Here is a 26,388-nt window from a genome sequence, read left to right as displayed (position 1 = left end):
CTATAGTCAGGTGGCAATGAGCTAACGAATATTGTCAACAATAACGAGAAACTACCAAAGGAGCTGCGCCCATGAGTGCTATTGTCCTGCTGGTGGTAGGCCTTGCGGCAATGGCCTTAGGGTATTTTGTATACTCTAAGTTCATTGCAGAAAAGATCTACCAGTTAGATCCTGACTTTAAAACCCCTGCCCATGAGTTTGAAGATGGCGTTGATTACGTACCCACCAATCGGTTTGTGCTGTGGGGCCACCACTTTACATCGGTAGCCGGTGCGGCGCCTATTGTTGGGCCTGCTATTGCGGTTATCTGGGGCTGGGCACCCGCTTTTTTATGGGTGGTACTGGGTACCATTTTCTTTGCTGGGATACATGATTTTGGTGCCATTTGGGCCAGTGTTCGCAATAAAGCCAAGTCGGTGGGTGCGCTAACCGGCGACGTTGTAGGTAAGCGGGCACGAAGCATCTTTATGATCGTGATTTTCCTAGTACTGCTGATGGTCAACGCTGTGTTTGCCGTGGTCATCGCTGGACTAATGATGAACTTCTCTAGCGCAGTGGTGCCGGTGTGGGGCGCTATTATTGTTGCCCTGATTATTGGCCAATTGATTTATCGCCGCATTCTTAGCCTACCGGTGGTTTCCATTATTGGTGTGGCGGCGCTTTATCTATTAATCGGCATTGGGCCCTCGGTTCCTGTTCAGATGCCTGCAGAAGTTGCCGGCATGTCAGGTAATGCGGTGTGGATTCTGATTCTATTTGGCTACGCGGCTATTGCGTCGCTGCTGCCCGTATGGATGCTTCTTCAGCCGCGAGATTACATCAATGGGCTGCAGCTGTTTATTGGCTTGATTATCCTTTACGGTGCGTTAGTACTGTTGAACCCAACGCTAGTAGCTCCCGCCTTTAACAGCGATGTTCCGGCAGGTACGCCATCGTTGATTCCCTTGCTATTCGTGACCATTGCCTGCGGCGCTATCTCTGGGTTCCATGGATTGGTTTCCTCGGGAACAACGTCTAAACAGCTTAATAGAGAGACCGATGCTCGCTTTGTCGGCTACTTCGGGGCGGTTGGTGAAGGCATGCTAGCGCTGGCGGCTATTCTTGCAGCCACGGCAGGTTTCGCCACATTAGGTGATTGGCAGGCGATGTACAGCGCCTTTGGTCAGGGCGGGGTGAATGCCTTCGTTGAGGGTGGCGCCTTTATTATCCATAACGGCCTGGGTCTGCCCGAAGTCACGGCTGCTACACTGCTAACGGTAATGGCCGCACTGTTTGCGGGCACCACCATGGATACTGGCCTGCGCTTGCAGCGCTATATTTTCCAAGAGTGGGGCGATATTTATAATCAGCAGTGGATGAAAAAACCCGCCATTGCCACCGGTCTAGCAGTAGGTAGCTGTTTATTGCTAGCGTTTGGTGCTGGTGGCGCCGACGGCTCTGGCGGCCTGATCATTTGGCCTCTGTTTGGTACCACTAACCAGCTATTGGCGGGACTAACGCTGTTGGTTATCACCGTGATGCTGGTGCGTATGAGACGCCCAATGTGGTACACGCTGGCGCCGCTCTGCTTCCTGCTGGTAATGACTATCTTGGCGCTGCTTATCCAGCTCCGTACCTTCTGGAATCAGGGCAATATGTTCCTACTGGTGCTGGATGTCGTGGTATTGATTGCAGCCATTATGGTGGCAATGGAGTGTGCGTCTGCACTGAAACGCTCGCGTGCGGAAATGGCGGCGCAGAGTGACTAACCAAGTCGTAAACTACGCTAATCAGATAATAGAGAGGTAACGTTATGCACGATGACCCATCATCTGGGTCGTCGTCGCGTCGCGATAAATTACGGGCTTGGTTAGACCAAGCCCGTTTTTTTACCGAAGAGGTTTATAGCGCTCGCTATCGGGGTGCTATTGCTCGGGCACGGCGTGACGAAGATGACCTATTCATGCTGCTGGTATTCTCTGAAATGATGGGGCTTGAAAACCCCGCTGGCTACTACACCCTTGAGCTACAGCCGCTGCTGCTGGAACGCTTCCACGACTGGCACAAAAGGATGGGGATGGAGCACTCGCCCTTGGATCATTTCCGCTGTTGTTGAGAGCGACCAGCTAAGCAACCAGTATACTGAGCTACCTATTTTGGGGATTACTATGCAAGCAGTACTGAACCGTCGCCTGCTCTGGGTAGGTGGCAAAGGCGGCGTGGGTAAAACCACCGTCGCCGCTTCCTTAGCAGTGCTTGCTGCTAGCCGTGGAAAACGGGTACTAGTGGTATCCACTGATCCAGCGCATAGCCTGGGCGATGTGTTTGATCGCGCACTGTCGGATATACCGCGCCGTTTATTGCCCAATTTGGATGCCATGGAGATCGATCCTGACATCGAAGTAGAGGCGCATCTGGCCCGTGTGGTTAAACAAATGCGCCGTTATGCTGCGCCCGAAATGATGCAGGAGCTAGAGCGCCAAATGCGCCTTACCCGACAGTCGCCAGGCACCCAGGAGGCTGCTTTGCTTGAGCGGTTAGCGCGGCTGATGGTGGATGATAGTGCGCCTTATGACCTAATTATTTTCGATACCGCCCCCACTGGGCATACCCTTCGTCTGTTAACGCTGCCGGAGGCGATGGCAGCCTGGACAGACGGGCTGTTGGCGCATAACCGCAAGTCGGCAGAGCTGGGTAAGGTGCTTGAGCATTTAACGCCCAAGCGGGGCCGCGATGTTGCAACACCCTTTGACGACCCAACGGTAGACCCGTTAGACGATCTGGACGAGCGCACCCGGGATGTCGCCAAAACGCTAATTGATCGGCGTCGCCTATTCCATCAAGCCAGAAGGCGTATTGAAGATTCTAAGGCGTGTAGCTTTTTATTTGTGATGACACCTGAGCGGCTGCCGATTTTAGAAACTGATCGTGCCGTGAAAGCCCTTGAAGAGGTGCATATACCGGTTGCTGGCGTGCTGATCAATCGCCTGATACCTATAGAAGCAGACGGTGACTTCCTTCAGGCGCGTCGGGAGCAGGAGGCCACCTACCTTACGCGTATTGATGAACTATTTGAGCGTTTACCACGCCCGACGTTGCCTTGGTTGCCTACCGATGTGCAAGGCATTGAAGTGTTAGAGATGTTGGCGCAGAAGCTTGAGCAACAGGGATTTTAATGCGGGTACTTTTATTATCGGCCTACGAGGCGGTGAGTCACCGCTATTGGGCACAAAGTTTAATGACTGCGCTTGATGAGTTTTCTTGGACGTTACTAACCCTGCCTCCCCGTCACTTTTCGTGGCGGATTCGCGGCAATCCGCTGAGCTGGTGGCTGAAGGAGCATGAAACCCTGAGCCAGTCCTATGATGTCGTGCTGGCAACCTCGATGGTGGACTTTGCTACGCTCGTAGGGTTGTTTCCCCAGTTAGGGCAGGCTAGAAAAATTGTGTATTTTCACGAAAACCAGTTTGCCTACCCAGCGTCCAGTGAGCAGATGCCTCAGGTAGAGGCCAAAATGGTCAACCTCTATGCGGCGCTGGCAGCGGATACGATAGTCTTTAACACAGCCTATAATCGGGATTCATTTTTTGATGGTGCGCGCCAGTTTCTAAAAAAGATGCCGGAGAATCTGCCTGCTGCCAAGCCATTGGAGCAGATGCGTCAGCGGTCAAAGGTGCTGCCGGTACCCATAGCCTCGGTAGATAATGCCCCCCAAGTGAATGCGAACCCTCGGCGTATCATGTGGAATCATCGCTGGGAGTACGATAAAAATCCTGAGGATTTTTTTGAAGTTCTGTTCACGCTAGGCGAGCAGCAGGTGCCGTTTGAGCTAGCGGTGCTCGGACAACGCTTTCGAGATGTGCCGCCCATTTTTGCAGAGGCTGAACAGCGTCTTGCCAAGCAAACGATTTGTTGGGGGCCGCAGCCAGAGCCAGAATACCGCGCACTCCTTAATGGCGGCGGCATCGTGGTCTCAACCACCTGGCATGAGTTCCAAGGATTGGCGATTATGGAAGCCGCCCAGCGAGGAGCGCTGCCCCTGGTGCCAAATAGGCTCTGCTTTCCCGCGCTTTACCCCGAAAAGTACCGCTATGACGGGACGACCGAAGGGCTCTATCACCGGCTATACGCTTGGCTAATGGAGCCCGGTAGCCAGCCGCCGTTGCTGGATACTTACCCGTGGCAATGGCCGCAGTGGCGGGGGGCTTATCGCAAACTCCTTATAGGTGAAAGCGAATAGCCAAAAGCGCTTAGCCGATTAATCCAGAGAGTCTAGTCGGCGGGTTGGCCAGTGCACCACCGCCGTATGGCGGCGCATTTTTTGGGCAAGTTTTGGGTGTTCCCGCTGTATCACACGTTCGGCGAAGTCTGACAGAAAGCGGGACTTCATTTCTGCTCGTGCGCGATCTACACCGCTGTGCTGGTAAGGGGTTGAGGCGAGCAGCATGAAACCATCGTCGGGAATTCGTCCGGCGCGCATGTTAGCTTCAATGATCGCGGCGGCGATACCTATCGGTTCGGCTAGATCAGGCCCATAGGGGCCGATAATCAGTGCGGTGTTCGGCAGGTGAAGAAAGTCAAAACCACGGCCTACACAAATCACCCATTCGCGGTGCTCAATATCTAAATCTCGCTCTACGCCCTGTAGCTCGCTAACGTGGGCCACGTTGCCTGCTAGTAGGGGCAGTAAGTCTCGCTGTATCTCCCAGGGCATATCGGGACAGAGACTGGCAAGTGGGGTACTTAAGGCCTCTGGCGCTAGGCCGATCAAGTCACGACTGTCCAATACCTCGCCATGCTGGCCGTGGAGGATCAAAGCGTCGCTGTCGGTTTCAAACCCGCATACCAGTGGGTACACCTGCTGGTGATCATCACCAAACAACTGCCCGGCCTGCTTGGCTATGGCATAGGCATGTGCTTTGGCTGCTTCAGTGTCACAGTCAAATCCGGCGCAGCCACGCTCTTGATGCCCGCTGGAAAAGTGATAGGTAATCAACATCAATGTGGCATGCCCGGCTTTAGCCGCATCGAGTACTGAGTCGGTTAATAGCTCCCCTAAATACGGCCAGCCTAAATCAAAAATACCGCCTAAGTTTCTGAACGGGGTAATAATGCCCAGCGGTGTGCGGGTTGCATGGGGAATATGAATGCGTCCATCCATACACTTCATAACCACAATAGACGTGGGGTGCTGTGCCATATAGCGCTGCCGCGCCAGCCAGGCGCCAGGGCTGCAGTAGTGCTCGGCATGCTGTTTGGAAAGGTTTAACAGCGCATCAATACGCTCAGCGATAGGCTGGTTATGGAGCAGTGTGGCAGGCGTGGGCATCAGCATCCTCATGTTGTTAGCCTGGTGTTTAACCAAGCTCGGTTTTTTCTTTATAGTCGCACAGATCTTCGATAATGCAGCTACCACAGCGCGGCTTACGGGCAATGCAGGTATAGCGGCCGTGGAGAATCAGCCAGTGATGGGCATCCTGTTTAAATGCCTTGGGTATGTGCCTTAGCAGTTTCTGCTCAACCTCTACGACATCTTTACCCTTGGCAATACCCGTACGGTTGGATACTCGAAAAATATGCGTATCCACGGCAATGGTGGGCTGCCCAAAAGCCGTATTGAGAATCACGTTCGCCGTTTTTCGCCCAACGCCGGGTAAGGCCTCCAGTTCTTTGCGTGTTTTCGGTACCTCGCTACCGTGCTGATTAACCAGCAAGTGGCAGGTTTTCATCAGATTTTCGGCTTTGGTGTTAAAAAGCCCAATGGTTTTAATGTGGCGCTTTAGCTCATTAATACCAAGGTCAATGATGGCTTGCGGGGTGTTGGCCACAGGGTAAAGTTTAGCGGTAGCTTTGTTCACCCCAACGTCTGTGGCCTGTGCGGAGAGCAGCACGGCGGCCAGCAGTTCAAAAGGCGTGCTCCAGTTTAGCTCGGTCGTGGGGTGTGGGTTTTCCGCCTGTAGGCGTGCAAAAATGTCATGACGCTTTTGGGCATTCATGGAGTCTTCTCTTGGTTATTAAAGGCGGCTTTATTTGATTGTGCCGGTCACCCTTACCCGACGATCGCTACGTGGCGTAACCGTGGCTGGGCGTGCTCGCGTGGCGCTACGTTGATCGAGCGCATTTTTTAGCGCTATCAATAGCCCCGCAACAAAAAAAGCACCTGGCGGCAGGATGAAAAACAAAAACTGATAATTATCCACCAAGGTTAGCTGCCAATTAGTGGCAGCAGGGCCAAACAGTAACGCCATGCCGCTGAATAGTGTTCCTTGGCCAAGCAGTTCACGTATCGCCCCAAGCACGACCAGTACCGCGCCAAAGCCTAGCCCCATCATAAAGCCATCGACGAAGGCAGGCAGCACTGGCTGGCGCGAGGCGAAGGCGTCTGCGCGACCTAATATGGCGCAGTTGGTAACAATCAGCGGAATAAAAATCCCCAGCACTTGATAAAGTGGGTACGCATAGGCGGCCATCAATAGCTCTGCACAGGTAACAAAAGCGGCAATAATCATAACAAACGCCGGTAGCCGTACCGCACTGGGTACCTGATGGCGGAGGAGTGAAATTGTCGTGCTAGCGCCGACCATCACCAGCAGCGTCGCAATAGCTAACCCGAGGGCATTGACCACGCTGCCGCTAACAGCCAGCAACGGGCAAAGCCCCAGCAGCTGAACCAGTGCAGGGTTATTAGACCACAGCCCTTCACGGGTGAGTTGGCGCCATTGGCTCATGGCGTTGGCTCCTCAAAGGTGATGGGGAGATTGGACTCTGTTGTATATAAAAGCGCCTGATGTACCGCATTAATCACGGCGCGGGGGGTAATGGTTGCACCGGTAAAAGCATCAAACTGTCCGCCATCTTTGTGTACCGCCCAGCTTCCCGGCGGCAGGCTGGTTAAGCTCAGCCCGTCAAAGTGAGTTATCCAGTCGCTGCGCTGGCGCTCGATATCATCGCCGAGCCCTGGCGTCTCCTGGTGCTGGGTAACCCGGACACCGGTTATCTTGCGCTGTTGATCAATGCCGACCAGCAGCCTGATCTCACCGTTATAGCCTTGGCGCGTCACCACCGGCAGAATAAGTGCGCTTCCATCGCCGCTATGAATTTGCCAGCCTTGCGTCTCACTGCGATGCCCAAGCTGCAAAGGGTTGGGTAGCTCAAATACGCCATTTAAAACATCTTGAATAGGCGTGTCAGCCAGCGCAGGGGGCAGTACTTGCTGCAGCTGGCGGTGTTGATGGGCGAGCTGGTGGGTGGCAATTCTCTCGGCGGTTAGCGCGCGGGTAAGTGCGACACTGCCCGCAGTGACTAGTGCAAAGGCCCCTAGGGCAAAGGCGCCGCGTAGCATCGCTTGGCGAGGCGTCATAGTGGCTCCTTGGGCGCTGAGTGAGTTGCTGTATTGGCATGGCCGCTTGGACGCGGCACGGTGTAGATATCTAGTAGCGGTACACAGAGATTCATTAGTAATACCGCAAACGCCACTGCGTCGGGGTAGCCGCCGAAGGTGCGAATAATCATCACGAGGGCACCAATGCCCGCTCCATAAATCAGTTTGCCACGTTGGCTGGTGGCCGCTGAGACCGGGTCAGTGGCGATAAAAAACGCCCCAAATAGCGTGGCACCCGTTAATAGGTGAAACAGCGGCGAGGCAAAGTGGCTTGGGTCGCTGGCATAAAACAGCGTCGCTAGCAGCATCATGCTACCCAGCATGGCGATGGGGATATGCCAGCTGATAATACGCTTGGCAATTAGCACTAGCCCGCCGATTAACCAAGCAAACGCCACGTTGCGCCAAGTGATAAGCGTGCCTTCGGGAAGCGGCTGGCTGGCCCAGAACTCGCTGGCAAGCACCGCCTCACCTTTGTGCTTGAAGGCGTCAAGCGGCGTGGCTCCGCTCAACGCATCAAGCGTTGCTGGTGGCAGGGAGCCAATAATTTGCGCCCATAGCGTTTGGTTGAATAGCGACTCGGCCGTGAGTGCTTGGGGCGGCGACCACAGCGTCATGTAAGTAGGAAACGACACTAGTAGTAAGGCATAGCCCACCATGGCCGGATTGAATGGGTTGTGGCCCAAACCGCCATACAGCTGCTTAGCGACCACAACTGCGGCCATTACGCCCACCGCGATGAGCCACCAGGGGCTAGCGGGCGGTAGAGAAGCGCCTAACAGTACGCCGGTAAGCAGCGCACTGGAATCCCGCAGCGCTGGCCTTACTGGGCGCTGGCGTAGGGTTACTATCAGTGCTTCAGCACCAAGGGCAAATAACCCGGCTAGTAGCACGTTACTGATCACCCCCAGTCCGAAGTAGAACGTCATGGCCGCTATGCCCGGCAGGGTTGCCACGATGACCCACCGCATGAGGTGGGCGGTTGATGGGGCAGCGCCTACCTGGGCGGCGTGCATCATGCTCATGGGGTGTCCTTTTGGATGGCGTTCTCGCGCGCGCTGGTGAGGCGCGCTTCCGCCGCCTTGAGGTTTTCTTGGGCGGTTGCAAGCTGGGTTTCTAAATCATCAAAGCGCTGCTTAGGATCTTGTTCGGCGGCCCTGGCTAGCACTTTTTCAGCTTTTTTAACCGCAGCTTTGGCAGCGGTTTGGGCAATTCGCAGGCTACGTAGATCTACCTCTGGCGCGGCGTGATCACCTGCAGTGCTCGTCGAAGGCTTTTGCGTTTGAGCCAGCCTTGCCTGGCGGCGGGCCTGTTTTTCAGCATCTTCCCGGGCTAGGCGTGCTTGACGGAATTCAAAGCGATGCTTGGCGTGGTCGGACTTGGCTGTTTCTATCTGTTTAATGCGGATGCGCTGCTTTGCTAAACGATAATCCTCAACCAACGGAATAAAACTTGGGCACACAAAGCTGCAGGCGCCGCACTCAATACAGTCAAACAGGTTAAGTGTTTCCAGCGTGCTATCGTTTTCGGCCCGGGCATACCAGTGCAACTGCTGGGGGAGCAGTTGGGCGGGGCACACACTTTCGCAGGCACCGCAGCGAATGCAGGGCGACTCAATAGGCGCTGGTGGTAGCTCTGCCAGGGTAGCGGCAATCAGGCAGTTGGTGGTTTTCGTCACCGGCGTGTCTAACGTGGCAAGGGGGGTGCCCATCATAGGGCCGCCAACAATGACCTGATGGAGTTGCCCGGGCATTAAACCAACGCCGTCGAGCAAACTGGCCACCGATGTACCTAGCCGTACCCAGTAATTCCCTGGGGTACTAACCGCTTCGCCGGTCAGGGTAACAATACGCTCAACCAATGGTTTGCCGTCGCGCACGGCGTGAAGTGCTGCCAGCAGGGTGCCAGGATTATGGCATAGCGTGCCCACATCGGCAGGTAAACCACCGCTGGGCACGTCACGATTAAGCACTTTTTTGATTAACTGGCGTTCACCTCCGCTGGGGTAGCGGGTCTCGATGACCTTCAGCACGATGGCTGCCGGATGCTGTGCCTGGGGGAGCGCGTGCTCTAAGGCACTAATGGCCTCGGGTTTGTTATCTTCAATCCCGATAACGATGGTTTGCGCACCGCAGAGTCTGGCAATTAGCTGGGCGCCTTCCAGTACATCCGCGGGGTGGCTGCGCAGGGTAAGGTCGTCAGCGGTGATATAGGGTTCGCACTCGGCGGCGTTAACTACCAGTGTGTCTATGGCGTGATGCTCTGCGACCTGGGCTTTAATGTAAGTGGGAAAGCCTGCCCCCCCAAGGCCGGTTAGCCCGCTGCTATCTAGCCTCTCGAGTAGTGTGGCCGGTGAGGCTGCCCGCCAATCAAGCGGTGGTAGCCTCTGCCAGTTGTCCAACCCATCCGACTCAATGGTAATCGCGGTGTTGCTAATCTGGGTGACGGTGCCGCTTACGCTTGCGTGAAGAGGGGCCGAAATCATGCCATCGCGCTGGGCGATCAAGCTGCCCACCTTCACGCTGTCTCCCATCGCAACGCAGGGCGTCGCAGCGTTCCCTGCATGCTGTTTTAAAGGCAGCGTTACCAGGGCCGGCAGCGCTGCAATCTGCAACTTAGATTGATTCGAGCGGGCTTTACGCTCGGGCGGGTAAATGCCGCCTGGAAACTCAAAGGCGGGCATGTTCACTCCTGGCGTGGGGGCGGTCACTGGCAATGATCCCAGAAGCGCTTACTAACGGCTGCCATTGGGTGAGCGGTTTACTTCTGGGCAGCATATCAATGCAATCCACGGGGCAGGGGGCTACACATAAGTCGCAGCCGGTGCACTCATCTTCAATCACGGTATGCATCTGCTTGGCGGCCCCAATAATGGCATCAACCGGGCACGCCTGAATGCACTTAGTACAGCCAATGCACTCCGCTTCGCGTATAAACGCGACGGTATCGTCGGTGGCAGCGTCACCATCTAAAGGCGCTGGCTCTCGGCCCAATAGGTCGGCCAATGCGTGAATAGTGGCGTCGCCGCCGGGTGGGCACTTGTTGAGGACATCGCCTTGGTTAATGGCTTCAGCGTAGGGGCGGCAGCCAGGGTAGCCGCACTGGCCGCATTGGGTTTGCGGAAGCAGCGCATTAATTTGCTCAACCAGCGGGTTCGCTTCGCTTTTAAAACGTTCGCTGGCCATGCCCAGCAGCGCTCCAAAGATAATACCTAGCCCTGTCAGCACGCCTATGGCGCTGACAATGCCCCACCATGAAAATGTATCGCCCATGGGTTACCCCTGCACCAAGCCAGAAAAACCAAGAAACGCTAGCGACATAAGGCTTGCGGTAATCATCGCGATGGCTGCCCCCTTAAAGGGCATGGGTACATCGGCGCTGGCTAAGCGCTCGCGCATCGCGGCAAACAGTACCAGGATCAGCGAGAACCCTAGCGCTGCGCCTAGGCCATAGAGTGTCGTGTGGAAAAAGCTCAGCTCGCGGTTAAGTGATAGTAGCGCTACCCCGAGTACGGCACAGTTGGTGGTAATTAGCGGCAGAAAAATCCCCAACACCTGATGCAACAGGGGGCTAAGCTGGCGCACCATTATTTCGGTGAACTGTACGACGGCAGCAATCACTACAATAAAGCTAATGGTACGCAGATAGGTAATATCAAAGGGCACCAATAAACCGTGATACACCACGTAGCTGGCAGCGGAGGCAAGCGTAAGTACAAAGGTCGTGGCCAGAGACATGCCCATGGCTGATTCCAGCTTATTGGAAACGCCCATGAAAGGGCACAGCCCTAAAAACTGTACCAGTACGAAATTATTGACCAGCGCGGTGCTGACCAAAATGATAAAGAGTTCACTCATGGCGGCGTATTGTGCGTAGAAACAGTCTTATTGGCTAGCGGTGGTGCATAAAGACGCACCTGATGACGCCCGGCTTTTTTAGCTTGGTAAAGTGCTTGGTCGGCAGTGCTCATAAGTGCCGTAGGTGTAAAGTACTCATTGATCTCCAACGCACTGATACCAATACTAAAGGTAAGGTGAGGGGCAACCGGTGAAAAGTTATGCGGGTAATTAAGCGCATCAATTTCCGCATTAATAGCGTTGGCTAACCGGTGCGCCTGGTCGGCGGGCATCTCTGCGAGAACAGAGAACTCTTCGCCGCCGGTTCGGGCAATCAAAACGTCATTATTCTCGGCAAACGCTTGAAGTTTTGCGCCCACGGTGGCAAGGCAGTGGTCGCCCTTGGGATGGCCGTAATGGTCGTTAAATAATTTAAAATGGTCAATATCGAGCATCATCACCGCAACCGGGGTGTGATGGGCTATGGCTTGCTCTACAGCGCGCTGTAACTCTTGATCAAAAAGGCGACGGTTAGGTAATCCCGTTAAAGGGTCGTGGGTGGAGAGAATACTTAATTTTTCATTAAGCTGACGTTGGCGGGTGAACTGGCGCTCAAATACTCTCGCCAAAAGGCCTATTTCGTCACTGCGGTGGGTCAATCCGTGTTGGGGTAAGGGTTCCTGACCAAGCTGTTCGGTAAAAAGAGTGAGTGCGCGCAGCGGGCCTAATATCATTTTTTGCAATAGCACCAGAACGGCGACTATCACCAACAGCATCATTACACCCGTCCATAGCAGCACATAGCGTAATGAGCGTAAGCCCGCCAAGTAACGGTCGCGTTCTAGGCGGCTACTGATCGCAATTATGGCGCCGGGCTGGTAGGTGGTAAGAAAGCGTTCGGCAAGCACCGTGTTACCCATAATAGTCGAGGTGGTGCGAGATGCTGGTATCGAAGCGATTGGGCGTACAGTAAGCGAGAGCGGCATGCCGGTGAGCTCGCTGAGTACGCTCAGCCAGTCACTGTTCATGGCGCGTACTTTAAACAGCCAGCCGGCGAGCGGGCCGCTGGAGTCCGTGCGCAGAATTGGGCTTGACGCTACCATGGTTGGCGCGGGGTGGGTATAAAGCATGTTGTGCTCTTGCTCGCTACCTTCTTGGATGGAGCGCTGCATTGAGACCACATAAGGCATCATCCAGCTGCACGCTTGGGTAGCCGATTCGCAGGTTTGATACTGCCCTGTAGTAGGGTTCAAGCCGCCCAGAAAGTGCACTTCGCCATCGGTGTTAAAAAAGGCCATCAGCTTATAGCGCATCTCTTCAAACATGCTCTGGCTGAAATTTACCTCGGCGTAGCGTGGGTAGCTGCCTTGGACAAATTCGTAGGTGTCGTCCCAGGTGGCCCAATCGCGTGCTTGGGCTTGTAGCTGCTGTTGATTAATCGCGACGCTACGTTCAAGGCGGTCCATTTCATTAATAATAATGGACTGCTCTTCTTTATAAAGGGCTGGAAAAAATACAAACCGAGTTAGCAGGCCAAGCACTATTACCGCCAGTAGAAAAACACTGGTAAGGGCAATCAAAAAGCGAAAGCGTAGAGAGGTGGTACAGCGATTAGCCATGGAGCATCTCAGATGAAAGTCAGGTTAAATTTTTATTATTATCTTAAATAATAAAAGGGCAGAGGCGTACAGCCTCTGCCCTTAGCGGATACCTTGGCTAAATTAGGTTACACGCTGACCTGGCTCTGCGCCAGAGTCGGGAGAGAGCAGATAAATACCCTCGTTGTTAGCAGAAGCCAGTACCATGCCCTCTGACACACCAAAGCGCATCTTGCGTGGCGCTAAGTTAGCGACCATGACGGTTAAGCGGCCTTCAAGCGCCTCTGGGGAATAGGCTGACCGAATGCCTGAAAAGACATTGCGGGTTTCGCCGCCCAAGTCCAGGGTTAGCTGCAGGAGTTTATCTGCACCTTCAACGTATTGCGCTTTAGCGATACGAGCAATGCGTAGGTCTACTTTCGCAAAGTCGTCAAAGCTGATTTCTGCAGCAATAGGGTCGTCTGCCAAGGGCCCTTTGGGGGTGTTCTTCAGCTTCTGCTCTTCCACTAAATCCTCCTTAGAGGCCTCAATCATGGCGTCGATTTTGTCACGCTCAACCCGCGTCATTAGGGGCTTGAACTTATTGATCGGATGATTAATCAACACATCACCACGGCTTTCCCAATCCAGGGAGTCAAGCTTGAGGAACTCGCGGGCTTGTTCAGCCATTACAGGTACTACCGGAGCGAGGTAGACCATTAACTGGCGGAACAGGTTGATGCCCACGGAGCAGATCTCTAGCACCTCGCTATCGCGGCCATCCTGTTTTGCCAGTGCCCAGGGTTCTTTTTCAGCAATATAGGTATTGGCCTCATCTGCCAATTCCATGATTTTGCGCATGGCTCGGCTAAATTCTCGGGCTTCGAAATCGCCCGCAATGTCTTCGCCGGCGGCAATAAAGCGCGCCACCATCTGGGGCTCGGCACAGTGTTCTGCTAGGGTACCGTTCCCAATTTTTTTCACAAAGCCTGCGCAGCGGCTGGCGATGTTAACGACCTTACCAACGAGATCAGAATTCACCCGTGCGGCGAAATCTTCCAGATTGAGGTCTAAATCGTCGACCTTGGAGGTTAGCTTCGCTGCAAAATAGTAGCGCAAGTATTCTGGGTTAAGGTGCTCGGCATAAGTAGCGGCTTTAATAAAAGTGCCGCGTGACTTGGACATCTTGGCGCCATCGACGGTTAAAAAGCCGTGGCAATTAACCGCCGTAGGGGTGCGCAGGTCGGCGCCATGGAGCATGGCGGGCCAGAACAGCGCATGGAAGTAGACAATGTCTTTACCAATAAAGTGATAGATCTCGGCGCTGGAGTCTTTTTGCCAGAAACTATCGAAATCAATTCCTTCTCGGTCGCAAAGGTTTTTAAAGCTAGCCAGGTAACCAATAGGGGCATCAAGCCACACGTAGAAGTATTTGCCTGGCGCATCGGGGATTTCAAAGCCGAAATAAGGCGCATCTCGGGAGATATCCCACTCGTTAAACCCGGATTCGAACCACTCCATAAGCTTATTGCGAATTTGTGGTTGCACGTGACCGTCGTTAATCCACTCCTGAAGAAACTCAGCAAAGTCAGGTAGCTTAAAAAAGTAGTGGGTAGAGCTGCGTACCTCTGGAGTCGCCCCTGAGATAGCTGAAACCGGGTTAATCAAGTCGGCGGGCGTGTAGGTTGCACCACACTTTTCGCAGTTATCTCCGTACTGGTCGTCGGCGCCGCACTTTGGGCAGGTGCCTTTAATAAAGCGGTCCGCTAGGAACAAGCCTTTTTGAGGGTCAAACATCTGCTCAATATCGCGAGTGGCAATATGGCCTTTATCGCGCAGGCGTGTGTAAATCAGTTCACTAAAATAACGGTTTTCGTCGGAATGGGTGGAGTGGTAGTTATCAAACCCAACACCAAAGCGGGAAAAGTCTTCTTGGTGATCTTGGGAGACGCGGGCGATCAATGCCTCTGGCGTGATGCCTTCCTGCTCAGCGCGCAGCATAATGGCGGTGCCATGAGCATCATCGGCGCAAACGTAGTAGCACTGCTGGCCACGACTTTTTTGAAAACGCACCCAAATATCCGTCTGGATGTACTCAAGCAGGTGACCGAGGTGAATCGCTCCATTCGCATAGGGGAGCGCGCTGGTCACCAGAATGTTGCGCGGGGCAGTGTTGGACATGGTGAATGATGCTTCCGGTTAGGCCATAATAAATAAAGACGGCGAAGGATAAATGCGCTTCGCCGGTAACGTAACTTCGTGCGTTAGAGCTATTGGTTGTTAATAGCTGTTGCTAAAAACTAACAAAGTTCCTTAACGCTAATACAGCGCTTGCTCTTCTTGCACCACTTCGCGCAGCACGTTCAAAAACAGCTTGTCGGCGTCTGAGTGCTCTGCGGGGTCTTCAGGAATGTGCACGCTGGTGGTGTCGGATATCTCGTTAGCAATGCGAGCCATCGCTGAAGCGCTATTGCCCTCGGCCAGCTCCTTGCGAGCAATGGCCAGCGACTGTTCAAGAATTTTTGGGTCTTGCAGCAGTTTGCGTATAAAGCCATGCAGCTCGTTGATGATGCGTGTTTTTTGAATTTCTGATGCGGACATTAGGACTCTCCTTAAGACCGCGCTTGGTGAAACTGCCAAGCGGAACAATTATTGCCTTGACCATAGCACTTTTTCGGCGGCCGAGCATGTTCTGCCCGGCGCCAGCGTTGGAAATATTCAACAGCGTTTAAAGGGTTAAGCGGCCCGCTTTATGTTTAACAGGGTTGGCGTACTGTTCGAGCCAGTAGGGGCGTAGCGCTTCAGGTACACTGGCTAAACGCTCCTTAAAACGCTCTCTGTCCTGCCGTGAAATGGCTTTGCGGGCGACCAGTTCTGGCGCCTCACCCAGTGCTTCTAAGGCAAGGTAATGGCTCGGGAATAAGCGGTAGCCGCCAATCACCTGGCGGTCGATTTCTGCCGCCACTTCCCCAGGCGTGGCCATATCGGCGCTGACTGGACTGCCAAATTTGAGCTGGACACGCCCCTTGGAGCCGGTAATTCCCGCCACAATTGAGCGAATATCTTCAAATTCACTTTTAGCGTAGCTGCCCTGGGTGGCCACATCATGTAGCTCTTGGGCTTTTTGTAGGTCGCAGGGGTCGTACTCATAGCTTATGGAGACCGGTACCAGCTTTAATTCGGCAATGGCTTCGCCAAATTCCATATCACGCTCCGCGTGGCGTCTGGCCATGATGAGCATTTTGATAATAGCGGCGTCGGTATGATCTATGCCGTTTTTGGCACGCCCTTCACGCTGAGCCATCCATATGGAGTGCTGGTCGACCGTAATGGAGTGGCGTATGTAGGCGGAAAGCTGCTGATAGGCAGCGAGCATGGCGCGCTTGCCACGGGCACTGCGCGGCACAATAAAGCTCTTATTTAGACGCATAAGGTCCGTGACATAAGGCTTTTTCAGCAGATTGTCACCAATCGCGATACGCACGGTATCGCGATTGGCCTGATAGAGCGCGTAATTGACAAATGCAGGGTCCAGCGAAATATCACGGTGGTTGCCGATAAATAAATAGGCGCTGTGATCGTCGAGTTTATCAAGCCCAGCGACGTCAAACGCATCCGTGGTGGTGCGAATCATGCGCTCCATATAATGGGCAATACGCATTTGGAAGCCGCGCACGGTGGTAACGCCTTTCACCTCGCGGCGCACGGCATAGCTTGCTAGGCCGCGTGCGAGAGGAGGTGCCCATTTGGCTAGGCGCGGCAGCCGGAATTGCGTTAGCGCATCGAGTAGCTCGCTGTCGTGGGAGAGGCGCGCAAGAACGTCTTTCACCTCATGATCCATGTAGGGCCGAATGTCGGCCCAAGGGTCATTGGCGGGGTCAGCATTGGGTGCGTTATTGTGTTGAGTCATGCGATCCGTTGGGTGTTAAGCAGAAGTAAGTCGATGTTCAGCGCCAGCAAAAGTAGCCATTAGGCTTCTTGCTGCGCGGCAGGTTCCCGCTGTGTTTCACCTCCGAGCCACTCCAATAAACGGGTGACGTCGTCGGATAGCGCCTGTGCCATTAAAATAAAGTCGGTTTCCAGGCGTGCCAGGGCGTCGTCGCCATCATCGGCATGGTCAGCCTCTTCGATTAGCGCGTCGCCAAAACGCAGCGATTTAAGTGCTAAATCGTCGTGGAGTACAAAGCTTAAGCGACCCTCCAGGCTAATAGCGAGTTTACTTGCTTGGCGACCACTTTCGAGCAGTTGTTGAATCTCGTCGCTGTCTAAGTCTACTTGCCTTGCCCGTAAAACGCCGTCATCGCCTTTGGCTTTTAGCTCCACTTGATCGCCCAGCTGAAGATCCGATGGGCGGCTGGCAGAGTCGCCAAGCCATGTGGTCATGGCACGGATGGGCAGCGTTTGGGAGGAGATTGGCGTGGCCTTTAAACTGCCAAGGGTTTCACGGAGTAGGTCTAAGATATCTTCTGCGCGGGTACGTGAGCTGGCATTAATACCGATCAGGTGGCGGCGGGTATCCCACCACACGTCGACTTTCTGGCTGCGTACAAAGGCACGCGGCAGTAATGCTTCTGTAACTTGCTCTTTTAAAGCGGTTTTTTCTTTGCGCGTGACTTTGCGGCCTTCGCTGGCCTCAATATCCGCGACTTTTTCGTCGACTTCTTCTTTAACCACTGAAGCCGGCAGTAAACGCTCCTGACGCAGCGCTGAGATCAGCCGATGCCCCTGGATTTCATGCAGTAATTGTCCTCCGCTTAAGCGCCCTGCGGGCGCTGTCCAGCCAAGGCGCCGTGCATCGGCATTTCCAAGAGGCTTGGCTGCATGGGTATCGAGTGCGCTTGCTAATGCTGAACTGTCTAGCTCAGGGGCGCCATGAAGGCGATATAAATGCAGGTGCTTAAACCACATGTCACCAATCCTATTAAAAAGGTGGCACATTATGTCGAAAGCAGACCTTTCCTGCTAGCACCTCGGGGGAATGTCGTGTTGTTGCGTACGTTTTAAACTTGTGTTTGATTGATGGTTGTTTTTACCAACTCGCTCAACCACACACAGTTATTGAAAAACAGTTATCGAAAAGGAGGCTCTATGTCAGGGGCAATTACACAGGTAGGTATGCGGGTCCGCGGCTATCACTTAGACGGCTATGGCCACGTAAATAACGCGCGCTACCTTGAGTTCATGGAAGAGGGGCGCTGGGCCTTTTTTGATGAGCACCCGCGACTGATCAAGCAACTTCACCAATCAGGATATGCATTTGTGGTAGTTAATTTAAATATTGATTACCGCGCGGCGGCGGTGCAGAACGATGATCTTCATGTTTTGACGGGTATTGTTGAGGTAGGTGAGCGCAGTGCGCTTTGCCACCACCGCATCCTACGTAAAGATGGCGCGCTTGTCGCTCAAGCGGATCTCACCTTTGTGCTACTTGATATGAAAGCCAACAAAGCCGCGGCCATTAAAGGTGACGTGCGTGACGTGCTTGAAGGTCTCGTAGTTACAAACGAAGCGTTTACAGCACAATAATCGAAGGCGATGCCCCTGACTGCCCTTGGTGCTTATGCAGTGGTATGATGGCAGGGTATCTGCGCGCCGCCCTGTTGTACTGCTTTTTTTGGCACTACCGGGGGCGGCATTTTTAAGCGCTTTCAACTCTCGCAGTGCCAATGCAGTGCAAAGGATCTGACTTTCATGGGTGACATCGCCAGAGAAATCTTGCCCGTCAATATTGAAGACGAGCTCAAACAGTCGTACCTCGACTATGCGATGAGTGTCATTATCGGTCGTGCGCTCCCCGACGTGCGCGACGGCCTCAAGCCTGTTCACCGGCGTGTGCTTTTTGCCATGCATGAACTGGGCAATGACTGGAATAAACCGTACAAGAAGTCGGCGCGTGTCGTCGGCGATGTCATCGGTAAATACCACCCGCACGGTGACAGTGCGGTATATGACACCATCGTACGTATGGCCCAGCACTTCTCCATGCGCCACGTGCTGGTCGATGGCCAAGGTAACTTTGGCTCCATCGATGGCGATAGTGCCGCCGCAATGCGTTACACAGAGGTGCGCATGGCGCGCCTTGCGCACGAGCTTTTGGCGGATCTTGAAAAAGATACCGTCGACTGGGTAGACAACTACGACGGCACTGAACGTATTCCTGCGGTCATGCCGACGAAGGTCCCCAACCTGTTGATTAACGGGTCATCGGGTATTGCGGTGGGCATGGCCACCAATATCCCGCCGCATAACATGCGGGAGGTGATTGATGGGTGCTTGGCGTTAATCGACGACTATACGCTCACCGTTGATGACCTAATGCAGTACATTCCTGGGCCGGATTTCCCCACCGGCGGCATTATTAATGGCCGTGCGGGCATTTTGGATGCTTACCGTACAGGGCGAGGGCGCATTTACGTGCGTGCCTGCCACACCATTGAGCATCATGATAAGAGTGGTCGTGACCACATCATTATTTCTGAGCTGCCGTATCAGGTGAATAAAGCGCGGCTGATTGAAAAAATCGCCGAGCTGGTGAAAGAGAAAAAAATTGAGGGTATTGCCGAGCTACGCGATGAGTCGGATAAAGATGGCCTGCGTGTGGTGATTGAAGTTAAGCGCGGCGAGTCTGGCGAGGTCGTGGTTAATAACCTGTTTGCTCAAACACAGCTGCAAAACGTGTTTGGTATCAATATGGTGGCGCTTGAAAACGGTCAGCCTCGCACGCTCAATCTTAAAGAGATGCTCGAAGCGTTCATTCGTCATCGCCGTGAAGTGGTTACCCGCCGCACGCTGTATGAGCTGAAGAAAGCCCGTGAGCGCGGCCATTTGTTAGAAGGCTTGGCCGTTGCCATCTCTAACATTGATGAAGTTATTGAACTGATCAAGGCGTCGCCCAACGCGGCAGAAGCTCGCGAAAAGCTGCTGGCTAAAATTTGGCAGCCAGGCCAAGTCACCGCCATGCTGGAACGTGCTGGTGCTACCTCTTGTAAACCTGAAGATCTTGATGAAGGGTTTGGCCTTAACCCATCAGCAACCGAGTACCGCCTGTCGCATGCTCAGGCGCAGGCAATTCTTGAACTTCGTTTGCACCGCTTAACCGGCCTTGAAACTGAAAAGCTGCTGAGTGAGTACCTGACGATTCTAGAGAAAATTGCTGAGTTCACGGCAATTTTGGCGTCGCCAGAGCGACTAATGGAAGTTATTCGTGAAGAGCTGCACGCGGTGCGTGAGCAGTTTGGTGATGACCGCCGTACGGAAATTCAGGCTAGCCACTTAGATCTTTCTATTGAAGATTTGATCACCGAAGAGGATATGGTAGTAACCGTCTCCCGCTCTGGCTACGCCAAGACCCAGCCGTTGTCAGACTACCAAGCTCAGCGCCGGGGTGGTCGTGGTAAGTCAGCCACTGCCATGAAAGATGAGGATGTCATCGAGCACCTGCTAGTGGCGTCTACTCACGATACCGTATTGCTGTTCTCTAACCGCGGCAAAGTGTACTGGCTGAAAGTCTATGAAATGCCTAACGCTAGCCGTGGTTCACGGGGTAAACCGCTGGTTAATATGCTGCCCTTGGAAGAGGGTGAGGCGGTTAACGCGATTCTGCCGGTGCGCGATTACGATCCAGAGCACTACATTTTCTTTGCCACGGCAAACGGTACCGTTAAACGTACTAGTCTTGAGCAGTTCTCCCGTCCGCGTAGTGTCGGTTTGATTGCCATTGACCTAGAAGAGAGTGATCGCTTGGTAGGGGCCGCCATTACCTCCGGCGCCGACCACGCCATGCTGCTTTCCTCAAACGGCAAGGCAATACGCTTTGAGGAAGGCAACGTGCGGGCCATGGGCCGCACCGCGCGCGGCGTTCGTGGTATGCGCTTAGCGAAGAATGCCGAAGTCATCAGCCTTATCATTCCCAAGAGTCAGCAGATCGACGCTGAAGCGGATGCAGAGGCCGATGTGGAGCAGCAGGTGGAGCCGCAGGAGCAGGTCCAGTCGGAGGGTCAGATTTACATTATGACCGCTAGTGAGAACGGCTACGGCAAGCGCACACGCTTAGAAGAGTTCCCGCTGCGTGGCCGTGGGGGGCAAGGCGTTATCGCCATGCAAACCAGCGAACGTAATGGGTCGCTAGTGGCTGCTATGCAGGTGTACGACAGCGATGAAATGATGCTGATTACCGACCGTGGCACCTTGGTGCGTACCCGTGTCGAAGAAGTCTCCACGACGTCGCGTAACACGCAGGGTGTGATGCTGATTCGTTTAGGCAAAGAAGAGAAGCTGGTGAAAACCGTTCGTGTTGATGAGCCCGGGGAAAGCGACTTTGAAGCGCTTGAAGAGGGTGAGTCAAACATAGCTGAAGATGGCGCACAGGAACCGGGAACCGATGACACGTCATTATAACTTTTGTGCAGGGCCTGCAGCCCTGCCTGCTGCCGTACTTGAGCGTGCACGCAACGAACTGCTGGATTATCACGGGCGTGGCCTGTCGGTAATGGAAATGAGTCATCGTAGCGATGAATTTGTGGCCATTGCCGAGCGCGCAGAAGCCGATCTGCGAGAGTTGCTGAATATTCCCAGTAACTACAAAGTGCTGTTTCTGCAAGGCGGTGCCAGTATGCAATTCGCTATGCTGCCCATGAACTTGTTAAGCGCGGGCGGCAGTGCCAACTTTATCCAGACCGGTATTTGGGGTAAAAAAGCACTTAGCGAAGCAAAGCACTTAGGCTACCGCTGCCATTTAGCGGGTAGCAGCGAAGCGAATGGCAATACAGCAGTGCCTGCTTTAGATACGCTGTCTTTAAGCAGTGACGCGGCCTATCTGCACTATACGTCGAACGAAACAATTGGCGGGTTAGAGTTTGATTATACGCCGGTGGCACAGCGTGCCGATGGCACGGTGCTACCGCTTGTGTGCGATATGTCGTCGAACATTCTTTCTGGCCCGATTAACGTGGCTGATTTCGGCGTTATCTATGCGGGTGCCCAAAAGAATATTGGCCCTGCGGGGTTAACGCTGGTTATCGTGCGCGATGATTTGCTAGGTAAAGCAGTGCCCGGCGCGCCTTCGTTATTTGATTATCAGCAGCTTGCAGAAGCGGGCTCTATGGTAAATACGCCGCCAACCTATGCTTGGTACTTGTCGGGGTTAGTATTCCAGTGGCTTAAAGATGAGATGGGTGGCCTTAATGCAATGGATGCCCTTAATCAGCGTAAAGCGGACAAGCTTTACGCAGCGATTGATGCCAGCGCGTTTTATAGCAACCCTATTGCTCGTCCTAACCGCTCTCGCATGAACGTGCCCTTTGTGTTGGCAGATGCCGCATTGGACAAAGCGTTTCTACAAGAAGCGGACGAAGCGGGGCTGTTGAATCTGAAAGGCCACCGCAGTGTAGGCGGTATGCGTGCCAGTTTATACAATGCCGTGCCTGAAGAAGCAGTTGATGCGTTAATCGCCTTTATGGCGGATTTTGAACAACGAAGGGGCTAACCATCATGTCCGATACGCCGATTGTTTTGGACGAATTACGTCAACGTATCGACCAGTTAGATGGCGATATATTGCGCTTGATTAGCGAGCGGGCGAGCTGTGCGCAGCAGGTAGCCCACGTTAAGCTAGCCGAAGATAAAGATGCCGTGTTTTATCGCCCTGAGCGAGAAGCGCAGGTATTACGCCGTATCATGGCGCTTAATTCAGGCCCGCTTGATGCTGAGGAAATGGCGCGGTTATTTCGTGAAATCATGTCGGCGTGTCTTGCCCTTGAGCAGCCTGTTAAAGTTGCCTACCTCGGCCCTGAGGGCACCTTTACGCAGCAAGCAGCGTTAAAGCACTTTGGCGAAAGTGCGGTTAGTCTGCCAATGGCGGCCATTGACGAAGTTTTCCGTGAAGTAGAAGCGGGCGCCGTCAACTACGGCGTGGTGCCGGTTGAGAATTCAACCGAGGGTGTTGTAAACCATACCCTCGATACGTTTATGGATTCCTCGATCAAGATTTGCGGTGAAGTGGTGTTACGTATTCATCACCACTTATTGATCAGCGAGACGACCCGCAAGGATAAAGTCTCCAGAATTTACTCTCACCCGCAGTCGTTTGGCCAATGCCGTAAGTGGCTAGATGCCCACTATCCCCACGCTGAAAGGGTGCCGGTGTCGTCAAATGCGGAAGCCGCTAAGCTGGTGAAAACCGAATGGCATAGCGCCGCGATTGCGGGTGATATGGCCGCTAAGCTCTATGGGCTTGAGCGTATTGCCGACAAGATAGAAGACCGTCCTGATAACTCGACGCGCTTCTTGATCATTGGCAACCAAGATGTGCCGATGTCCGGTGAGGACAAAACGTCAATTGTTGTTGCCATGCGCAACCAGCCAGGGGCCTTGCACGATTTGTTAGAGCCCTTCCACCGCCACAAAATTGATTTAACGCGTATTGAAACGCGCCCTTCACGTACAGGCGCTTGGAACTACGTATTCTTCATCGATTTCAAGGGCCATCGTGACGAACCTCAAGTGGCTGCGGTTCTGGAAGAAGTTAAGCTGCGCGCCTCTGAACTACGGGTGCTGGGCTCTTACCCCCAGGGCGTGCTGTGACAAAGCGGGTATTAAAGAGTAGCCATCAGGTGATGTGTCATGAGCCTCGGCTACTGATTGTCGGGCTTGGTCTTATCGGTGGCTCTTTGGCGGCGGCGCTTCGCGCCTCAGGATTTAGCGGCCAGATTGTAGCCTGTGACCCTAACGCAAGCGAAGTCGCTCTCGGGGTAGAGTTGGGGCTGATTGACGCCGGAGGCACGCAGCTTGCCAAGCTCCTTGAAGGCGTTTCCATGGTGGTGCTGGCCGTACCGGTGCTTGCCATGGAGAGTGTTATGCAGACGCTATCAGCAGGACTCTCTGCGGCGGCGGATAACGTGGCGATCACCGATGTTGGCAGCACTAAAGCAACTATTCGTGAATGTGCTGAGCGAGTATTTGGCGGTGTGCCGAGCAATATGGTGCTAGGGCACCCAATAGCGGGTTCTGAAAAAAGCGGCGTAGCAGCGGCTGACCCATCACTTTACGTTAACCATAAAGTGATTCTTACCCCTGAACCTGATGTTAATGCCGACGCATTGGCGCGGGTAGAAGCTTTATGGCAGGCCTGTGGCGCACAAGTCCTGCAGATGAGCGTTGAGCGACACGATCAAGTGCTGGCGCGCACCAGCCATTTGCCGCATTTGCTGGCATTTTCCTTGGTAGACACCTTGGCCCGCCAAGATGAGCGACTAGATATTTTTCGCTACGCAGCGGGTGGCTTTCGCGACTTTACCCGCATTGCTGGCAGCGATCCGGTCATGTGGCGGGACATATTTATTGCTAACCGTGACGCGGTGTTGTCCTCATTAGATGATTTTGAAGCGGGCTTGGCGCGGCTAAGGCAGGCCGTTGAACGTGGCGACAGCGATGCGCTGATTGCCACGTTTGATCGCGCTAGCCATGCGCGACACTATTTTGACACCTTACTTAATAAAACTAGTTATCAGGCGGAATATCACATGCAACCACAGGGTAAGGTTACCTATCGGGTGAGTCCCGGTGGCCAAGCGCAAGGCCGCTTGCGCGTGCCGGGCGATAAATCCATGTCTCACCGCTCTATTATGCTTGGTGCATTAGCCGAAGGTGTGACCGAAGTTAAGGGCTTTTTAGAAGGTGAAGATAGCTTGGCGACCCTTCAAGCGTTTCGTGAGATGGGCGTGGCTATCGAAGGGCCGCACCAAGGGCGGGTCACCATTCACGGAGTAGGCTTGCATGGGCTTAAAGCCCCTTCAGGCCCGATTTACGTGGGTAACTCCGGTACAGCTATGCGCTTGTTCGCAGGCTTGCTGGCAGGCCAGGCATTTGATAGCGAACTAACAGGCGATGAGTCTCTAACCAAGCGCCCGATGGGGCGTGTGGCAGACCCGCTGCGCTTAATGGGCGCCACTATTGATACGGCAGAGGGTGGGCGCCCGCCGCTTAACATCAAAGGCGGTGCGCCGCTTAAAGGTATTTTCTACGATATGCCAATGGCCAGTGCCCAGGTGAAGTCTTGCTTGCTGTTGGCGGGTTTATACGCTGAGGGTGAAACCAAAGTGCGTGAGCCAGCACCCACCCGTGACCATACCGAGCGCATGCTTAATGGCTTTGGCTATACGGTTTCCCGCGAAGGTGATACCTGCTGGTTGCAGGGCGGTGGCACGCTTACTGCCAGCCCCATTGATGTGCCATCGGACATCTCGTCAGCAACGTTCTTTTTGGTGGCGGCCGCGATTACTCCCGGGGCTGATATTACCCTTGAGCACGTAGGGATAAACCCAACGCGTGTTGGCGTGATTAATATTCTAACGCTGATGGGCGCTGATTTGACGCTTGAAAATGAGCGTGAAGTGGGCGGGGAGCCCGTGGCGGATATTCGCATTCGCTATACGCCTTTAAAAGGCATTGATATACCGGTTGATCAAGTGCCGTTAGCCATTGATGAGTTTCCGGCGCTGTTTATCGCTGCTGCTAACGCCCAGGGCGCCACGCGCCTGCGGGGCGCTGAAGAGCTACGGGTTAAAGAATCGGATCGCATTCAGTCGATGGCCGATGGTCTAGCCGTTTTGGGTGTTGAGCACTACGTTGTAGAGGATGGCATCGACATCCTAGGCAACGGTAATGATCAAGTGCCCAGCTACGGCGGCGGACGGATCGACAGTTTGGGTGATCACCGTATCGCCATGTCGTTTGCCATCGCATCACTACGGGCAAGCGATGAGATCATCATCGATGATTGCGCCAACGTGGCGACGTCGTTCCCTGATTTTGTCGCATTAGCGCAGCGCATTGGTATGAATGTTAGTGTGGAGGGCAGTAATGACGCTTAATGTGCCCGTGCTGACCATTGATGGCCCCGGTGGGGCGGGCAAGGGTACTATTAGCAGCCTAATGGCCGAACGCTTGGGATGGCACTTGCTCGACAGTGGTGCGCTTTACCGGCTCACTGCCCAGGCGGCAGTGAAACACGGCGTTGCCCTGGATGATGAGGCAGCGCTTGCCAAGCTTGCAGTGCAGTTAGATGTTGCCTTTCCTGTAAAAGAGGGCCAACCCCGTACGCTGCTGGAAGGAGAAGATGTTACCCGTGCTATTCGCACTGAGCAGGCGGGTGAGCGTGCCTCTCAAGTGGCGGTGTTGCCCTTTGTGCGTGAGGCGCTTTTCCAGCGCCAGCGCGACTTCTGCCAGTCGCCAGGGCTAGTCGCAGATGGTCGGGACATGGGAACCGTAGTGTTTCCCGAGGCGCCTCTAAAAATTTTTCTAACGGCAAGCGCGGAAGAACGCGCCCATCGGCGGTATCAACAGTTGCAGGAAGCCGGGGTGGATGCTAGTCTTTCGAGTCTTTTAAAGGAGATTCAGGCACGCGATGCACGCGATACGCAGCGCAGTGTGGCCCCTCTCAAGCCGGCAGATGATGCCATTACGCTTGATACCACACGCCTGAGCATACCGGAAGTGGTTGAACGGTTGACCGTTTTGCTAGCCCAGCGTGGCATGGCAAACGGCATTTGATTCTCCCTTGCGGCGTTTTTGGATAGGTGTCACGACGTGGCAGGGCGGCAGTTCATATGATCGTTCA

General features: G+C 54.0%; 23 protein-coding genes. 10 read left to right on the top strand and 13 right to left on the bottom strand.

The features are described from left to right. The first annotated feature begins 71 nt into the window (after positions 1-71). Genes P8S54_RS02650 through P8S54_RS02635 form a run of 4 tightly spaced genes read left to right on the top strand, consistent with a single transcriptional unit; the run spans position 72 to position 4,219 of the window. A complete protein-coding gene (locus P8S54_RS02650) occupies positions 72-1,748 on the top strand; it encodes a carbon starvation protein A (RefSeq protein ID WP_281443105.1) in 1,677 nt (558 codons plus the stop codon). A 44-nt stretch (positions 1,749-1,792) separates the two neighbouring features. Further along, positions 1,793-2,095 (top strand): cory-CC-star protein, encoded by a 303-nt coding sequence (locus P8S54_RS02645; RefSeq protein WP_009095396.1) that lies wholly within the window; start codon positions 1,793-1,795, stop codon positions 2,093-2,095. A gap of 52 nt (positions 2,096-2,147) precedes the next feature. After that, positions 2,148-3,155, top strand: coding sequence for an ArsA family ATPase (locus tag P8S54_RS02640; RefSeq protein ID WP_281443104.1), 1,008 nt, complete (start codon positions 2,148-2,150; stop codon positions 3,153-3,155). Continuing rightward, on the top strand, positions 3,155-4,219 hold the full coding sequence (locus P8S54_RS02635) for a DUF3524 domain-containing protein (RefSeq protein ID WP_281443103.1): 1,065 nt from the start codon (positions 3,155-3,157) through the stop codon (positions 4,217-4,219). Before P8S54_RS02640 ends, P8S54_RS02635 begins: the two co-directional genes overlap by 1 nt. 18 nt (positions 4,220-4,237) lie before the next feature. On the opposite strand, the gene P8S54_RS02630 is transcribed toward P8S54_RS02635, so the two are convergent. The 13 genes from P8S54_RS02630 to P8S54_RS02570 all read right to left on the bottom strand — a co-directional run bounded on the left by P8S54_RS02630 (position 4,238) and on the right by P8S54_RS02570 (position 17,681). Then, a complete protein-coding gene (locus P8S54_RS02630; RefSeq protein ID WP_281443102.1) occupies positions 4,238-5,308 on the bottom strand; it encodes a hypothetical protein in 1,071 nt (356 codons plus the stop codon). 28 nt (positions 5,309-5,336) lie between these two features. After that, positions 5,337-5,975 carry an endonuclease III gene (nth, locus tag P8S54_RS02625; RefSeq protein WP_281443101.1) on the bottom strand — a complete coding sequence of 213 codons (639 nt, stop codon included), beginning with the start codon at positions 5,973-5,975 and terminating at the stop codon, positions 5,337-5,339. Between the two features lie 30 nt (positions 5,976-6,005). Further along, positions 6,006-6,707 carry an electron transport complex subunit E gene (locus P8S54_RS02620; RefSeq protein WP_281443100.1) on the bottom strand — a complete coding sequence of 234 codons (702 nt, stop codon included), beginning with the start codon at positions 6,705-6,707 and terminating at the stop codon, positions 6,006-6,008. Further along, complete coding sequence (rsxG, locus tag P8S54_RS02615) at positions 6,704-7,339, bottom strand: electron transport complex subunit RsxG (RefSeq protein ID WP_281443099.1); 636 nt, start codon at positions 7,337-7,339, stop codon at positions 6,704-6,706. The genes P8S54_RS02620 and rsxG overlap by 4 nt, the downstream gene beginning before the upstream one ends. Further along, positions 7,336-8,385, bottom strand: coding sequence for an RnfABCDGE type electron transport complex subunit D (locus P8S54_RS02610; RefSeq protein WP_281443098.1), 1,050 nt, complete (start codon positions 8,383-8,385; stop codon positions 7,336-7,338). The genes rsxG and P8S54_RS02610 overlap by 4 nt, the downstream gene beginning before the upstream one ends. Beyond that, complete coding sequence (gene rsxC / locus P8S54_RS02605; RefSeq protein ID WP_281443097.1) at positions 8,382-10,043, bottom strand: electron transport complex subunit RsxC; 1,662 nt, start codon at positions 10,041-10,043, stop codon at positions 8,382-8,384. Before rsxC ends, P8S54_RS02610 begins: the two co-directional genes overlap by 4 nt. After that, a complete protein-coding gene (gene rsxB, locus P8S54_RS02600; protein WP_281443096.1) occupies positions 10,030-10,632 on the bottom strand; it encodes an electron transport complex subunit RsxB in 603 nt (200 codons plus the stop codon). Before rsxB ends, rsxC begins: the two co-directional genes overlap by 14 nt. Before the next feature lie 3 nt (positions 10,633-10,635). After that, positions 10,636-11,217, bottom strand: coding sequence for an electron transport complex subunit RsxA (gene rsxA / locus P8S54_RS02595; protein WP_009095414.1), 582 nt, complete (start codon positions 11,215-11,217; stop codon positions 10,636-10,638). Then, positions 11,214-12,815, bottom strand: a complete 1,602-nt coding sequence (locus P8S54_RS02590; RefSeq protein WP_281443095.1) for a diguanylate cyclase — start codon at positions 12,813-12,815, stop codon at positions 11,214-11,216. The genes rsxA and P8S54_RS02590 overlap by 4 nt, the downstream gene beginning before the upstream one ends. A 102-nt stretch (positions 12,816-12,917) precedes the next feature. Further along, positions 12,918-14,954: a methionine--tRNA ligase gene (metG, locus tag P8S54_RS02585; protein ID WP_281443094.1), complete on the bottom strand. Its 2,037-nt coding sequence runs from the start codon at positions 14,952-14,954 to the stop codon at positions 12,918-12,920. A gap of 138 nt (positions 14,955-15,092) precedes the next feature. Further along, on the bottom strand, positions 15,093-15,374 hold the full coding sequence (locus tag P8S54_RS02580) for a hypothetical protein (protein ID WP_281443093.1): 282 nt from the start codon (positions 15,372-15,374) through the stop codon (positions 15,093-15,095). 127 nt (positions 15,375-15,501) lie between these two features. Further along, positions 15,502-16,683, bottom strand: coding sequence for a 1-acyl-sn-glycerol-3-phosphate acyltransferase (locus P8S54_RS02575; RefSeq protein WP_009095418.1), 1,182 nt, complete (start codon positions 16,681-16,683; stop codon positions 15,502-15,504). Positions 16,684-16,742: 59 nt separating this feature from the next. After that, on the bottom strand, positions 16,743-17,681 hold the full coding sequence (locus P8S54_RS02570; RefSeq protein WP_281443092.1) for a recombination-associated protein RdgC: 939 nt from the start codon (positions 17,679-17,681) through the stop codon (positions 16,743-16,745). A gap of 180 nt (positions 17,682-17,861) precedes the next feature. Here P8S54_RS02570 and P8S54_RS02565 point away from each other — a divergent pair, with 180 nt between their 5' ends. The 6 genes from P8S54_RS02565 (at position 17,862) to cmk (ending at position 26,321) form a co-directional block, all read left to right on the top strand. Further along, a complete protein-coding gene (locus P8S54_RS02565) occupies positions 17,862-18,299 on the top strand; it encodes a thioesterase family protein (protein WP_348651273.1) in 438 nt (145 codons plus the stop codon). 165 nt (positions 18,300-18,464) lie between these two features. After that, positions 18,465-21,170 (top strand): DNA gyrase subunit A, encoded by a 2,706-nt coding sequence (gene gyrA, locus P8S54_RS02560; RefSeq protein WP_281443090.1) that lies wholly within the window; start codon positions 18,465-18,467, stop codon positions 21,168-21,170. Then, positions 21,154-22,257 (top strand): 3-phosphoserine/phosphohydroxythreonine transaminase, encoded by a 1,104-nt coding sequence (gene serC, locus P8S54_RS02555; protein WP_281443089.1) that lies wholly within the window; start codon positions 21,154-21,156, stop codon positions 22,255-22,257. Before gyrA ends, serC begins: the two co-directional genes overlap by 17 nt. 5 nt (positions 22,258-22,262) lie before the next feature. Continuing rightward, positions 22,263-23,354, top strand: coding sequence for a prephenate dehydratase (pheA, locus tag P8S54_RS02550; protein ID WP_009095428.1), 1,092 nt, complete (start codon positions 22,263-22,265; stop codon positions 23,352-23,354). A gap of 32 nt (positions 23,355-23,386) precedes the next feature. Continuing rightward, the gene (locus P8S54_RS02545; protein WP_281443088.1) at positions 23,387-25,642 is read left to right on the top strand and encodes a bifunctional prephenate dehydrogenase/3-phosphoshikimate 1-carboxyvinyltransferase; all 2,256 of its coding nucleotides are present in this window, start codon (positions 23,387-23,389) and stop codon (positions 25,640-25,642) included. After that, on the top strand, positions 25,632-26,321 hold the full coding sequence (gene cmk / locus P8S54_RS02540) for a (d)CMP kinase (protein ID WP_281443087.1): 690 nt from the start codon (positions 25,632-25,634) through the stop codon (positions 26,319-26,321). The genes P8S54_RS02545 and cmk overlap by 11 nt, the downstream gene beginning before the upstream one ends. Positions 26,322-26,388: the final 67 nt, after the last annotated feature.

The organism is Halomonas sp. M1 (genome assembly GCF_029581375.1).
GTDB lineage: Bacteria > Pseudomonadota > Gammaproteobacteria > Pseudomonadales > Halomonadaceae > Vreelandella.
Note: the sequence above shows the minus strand (reverse complement) of the source record. Positions and strands in the feature narration are given on the sequence as shown.

Excerpts from the sequence above, each read along its gene's own strand:
- P8S54_RS02650 (WP_281443105.1), top strand. The coding sequence starts at position 72 with ATGAGTGCTATTGTCCTGCTGGTGGTAGGCCTTGCGGCAATGGCCTTA.
- P8S54_RS02645 (WP_009095396.1), top strand. The coding sequence starts at position 1,793 with ATGCACGATGACCCATCATCTGGGTCGTCGTCGCGTCGCGATAAATTA.
- P8S54_RS02640 (WP_281443104.1), top strand. The coding sequence starts at position 2,148 with ATGCAAGCAGTACTGAACCGTCGCCTGCTCTGGGTAGGTGGCAAAGGC.
- P8S54_RS02635 (WP_281443103.1), top strand. The coding sequence starts at position 3,155 with ATGCGGGTACTTTTATTATCGGCCTACGAGGCGGTGAGTCACCGCTAT.
- P8S54_RS02630 (WP_281443102.1), bottom strand. The coding sequence starts at position 5,308 with ATGCCCACGCCTGCCACACTGCTCCATAACCAGCCTATCGCTGAGCGT.
- nth (WP_281443101.1), bottom strand. The coding sequence starts at position 5,975 with ATGAATGCCCAAAAGCGTCATGACATTTTTGCACGCCTACAGGCGGAA.
- P8S54_RS02620 (WP_281443100.1), bottom strand. The coding sequence starts at position 6,707 with ATGAGCCAATGGCGCCAACTCACCCGTGAAGGGCTGTGGTCTAATAAC.
- rsxG (WP_281443099.1), bottom strand. The coding sequence starts at position 7,339 with ATGACGCCTCGCCAAGCGATGCTACGCGGCGCCTTTGCCCTAGGGGCC.
- P8S54_RS02610 (WP_281443098.1), bottom strand. The coding sequence starts at position 8,385 with ATGAGCATGATGCACGCCGCCCAGGTAGGCGCTGCCCCATCAACCGCC.
- rsxC (WP_281443097.1), bottom strand. The coding sequence starts at position 10,043 with ATGCCCGCCTTTGAGTTTCCAGGCGGCATTTACCCGCCCGAGCGTAAA.
- rsxB (WP_281443096.1), bottom strand. The coding sequence starts at position 10,632 with ATGGGCGATACATTTTCATGGTGGGGCATTGTCAGCGCCATAGGCGTG.
- rsxA (WP_009095414.1), bottom strand. The coding sequence starts at position 11,217 with ATGAGTGAACTCTTTATCATTTTGGTCAGCACCGCGCTGGTCAATAAT.
- P8S54_RS02590 (WP_281443095.1), bottom strand. The coding sequence starts at position 12,815 with ATGGCTAATCGCTGTACCACCTCTCTACGCTTTCGCTTTTTGATTGCC.
- metG (WP_281443094.1), bottom strand. The coding sequence starts at position 14,954 with ATGTCCAACACTGCCCCGCGCAACATTCTGGTGACCAGCGCGCTCCCC.
- P8S54_RS02580 (WP_281443093.1), bottom strand. The coding sequence starts at position 15,374 with ATGTCCGCATCAGAAATTCAAAAAACACGCATCATCAACGAGCTGCAT.
- P8S54_RS02575 (WP_009095418.1), bottom strand. The coding sequence starts at position 16,683 with ATGACTCAACACAATAACGCACCCAATGCTGACCCCGCCAATGACCCT.
- P8S54_RS02570 (WP_281443092.1), bottom strand. The coding sequence starts at position 17,681 with ATGTGGTTTAAGCACCTGCATTTATATCGCCTTCATGGCGCCCCTGAG.
- P8S54_RS02565 (WP_348651273.1), top strand. The coding sequence starts at position 17,862 with ATGTCAGGGGCAATTACACAGGTAGGTATGCGGGTCCGCGGCTATCAC.
- gyrA (WP_281443090.1), top strand. The coding sequence starts at position 18,465 with ATGGGTGACATCGCCAGAGAAATCTTGCCCGTCAATATTGAAGACGAG.
- serC (WP_281443089.1), top strand. The coding sequence starts at position 21,154 with ATGACACGTCATTATAACTTTTGTGCAGGGCCTGCAGCCCTGCCTGCT.
- pheA (WP_009095428.1), top strand. The coding sequence starts at position 22,263 with ATGTCCGATACGCCGATTGTTTTGGACGAATTACGTCAACGTATCGAC.
- P8S54_RS02545 (WP_281443088.1), top strand. The coding sequence starts at position 23,387 with ATGTGTCATGAGCCTCGGCTACTGATTGTCGGGCTTGGTCTTATCGGT.
- cmk (WP_281443087.1), top strand. The coding sequence starts at position 25,632 with ATGACGCTTAATGTGCCCGTGCTGACCATTGATGGCCCCGGTGGGGCG.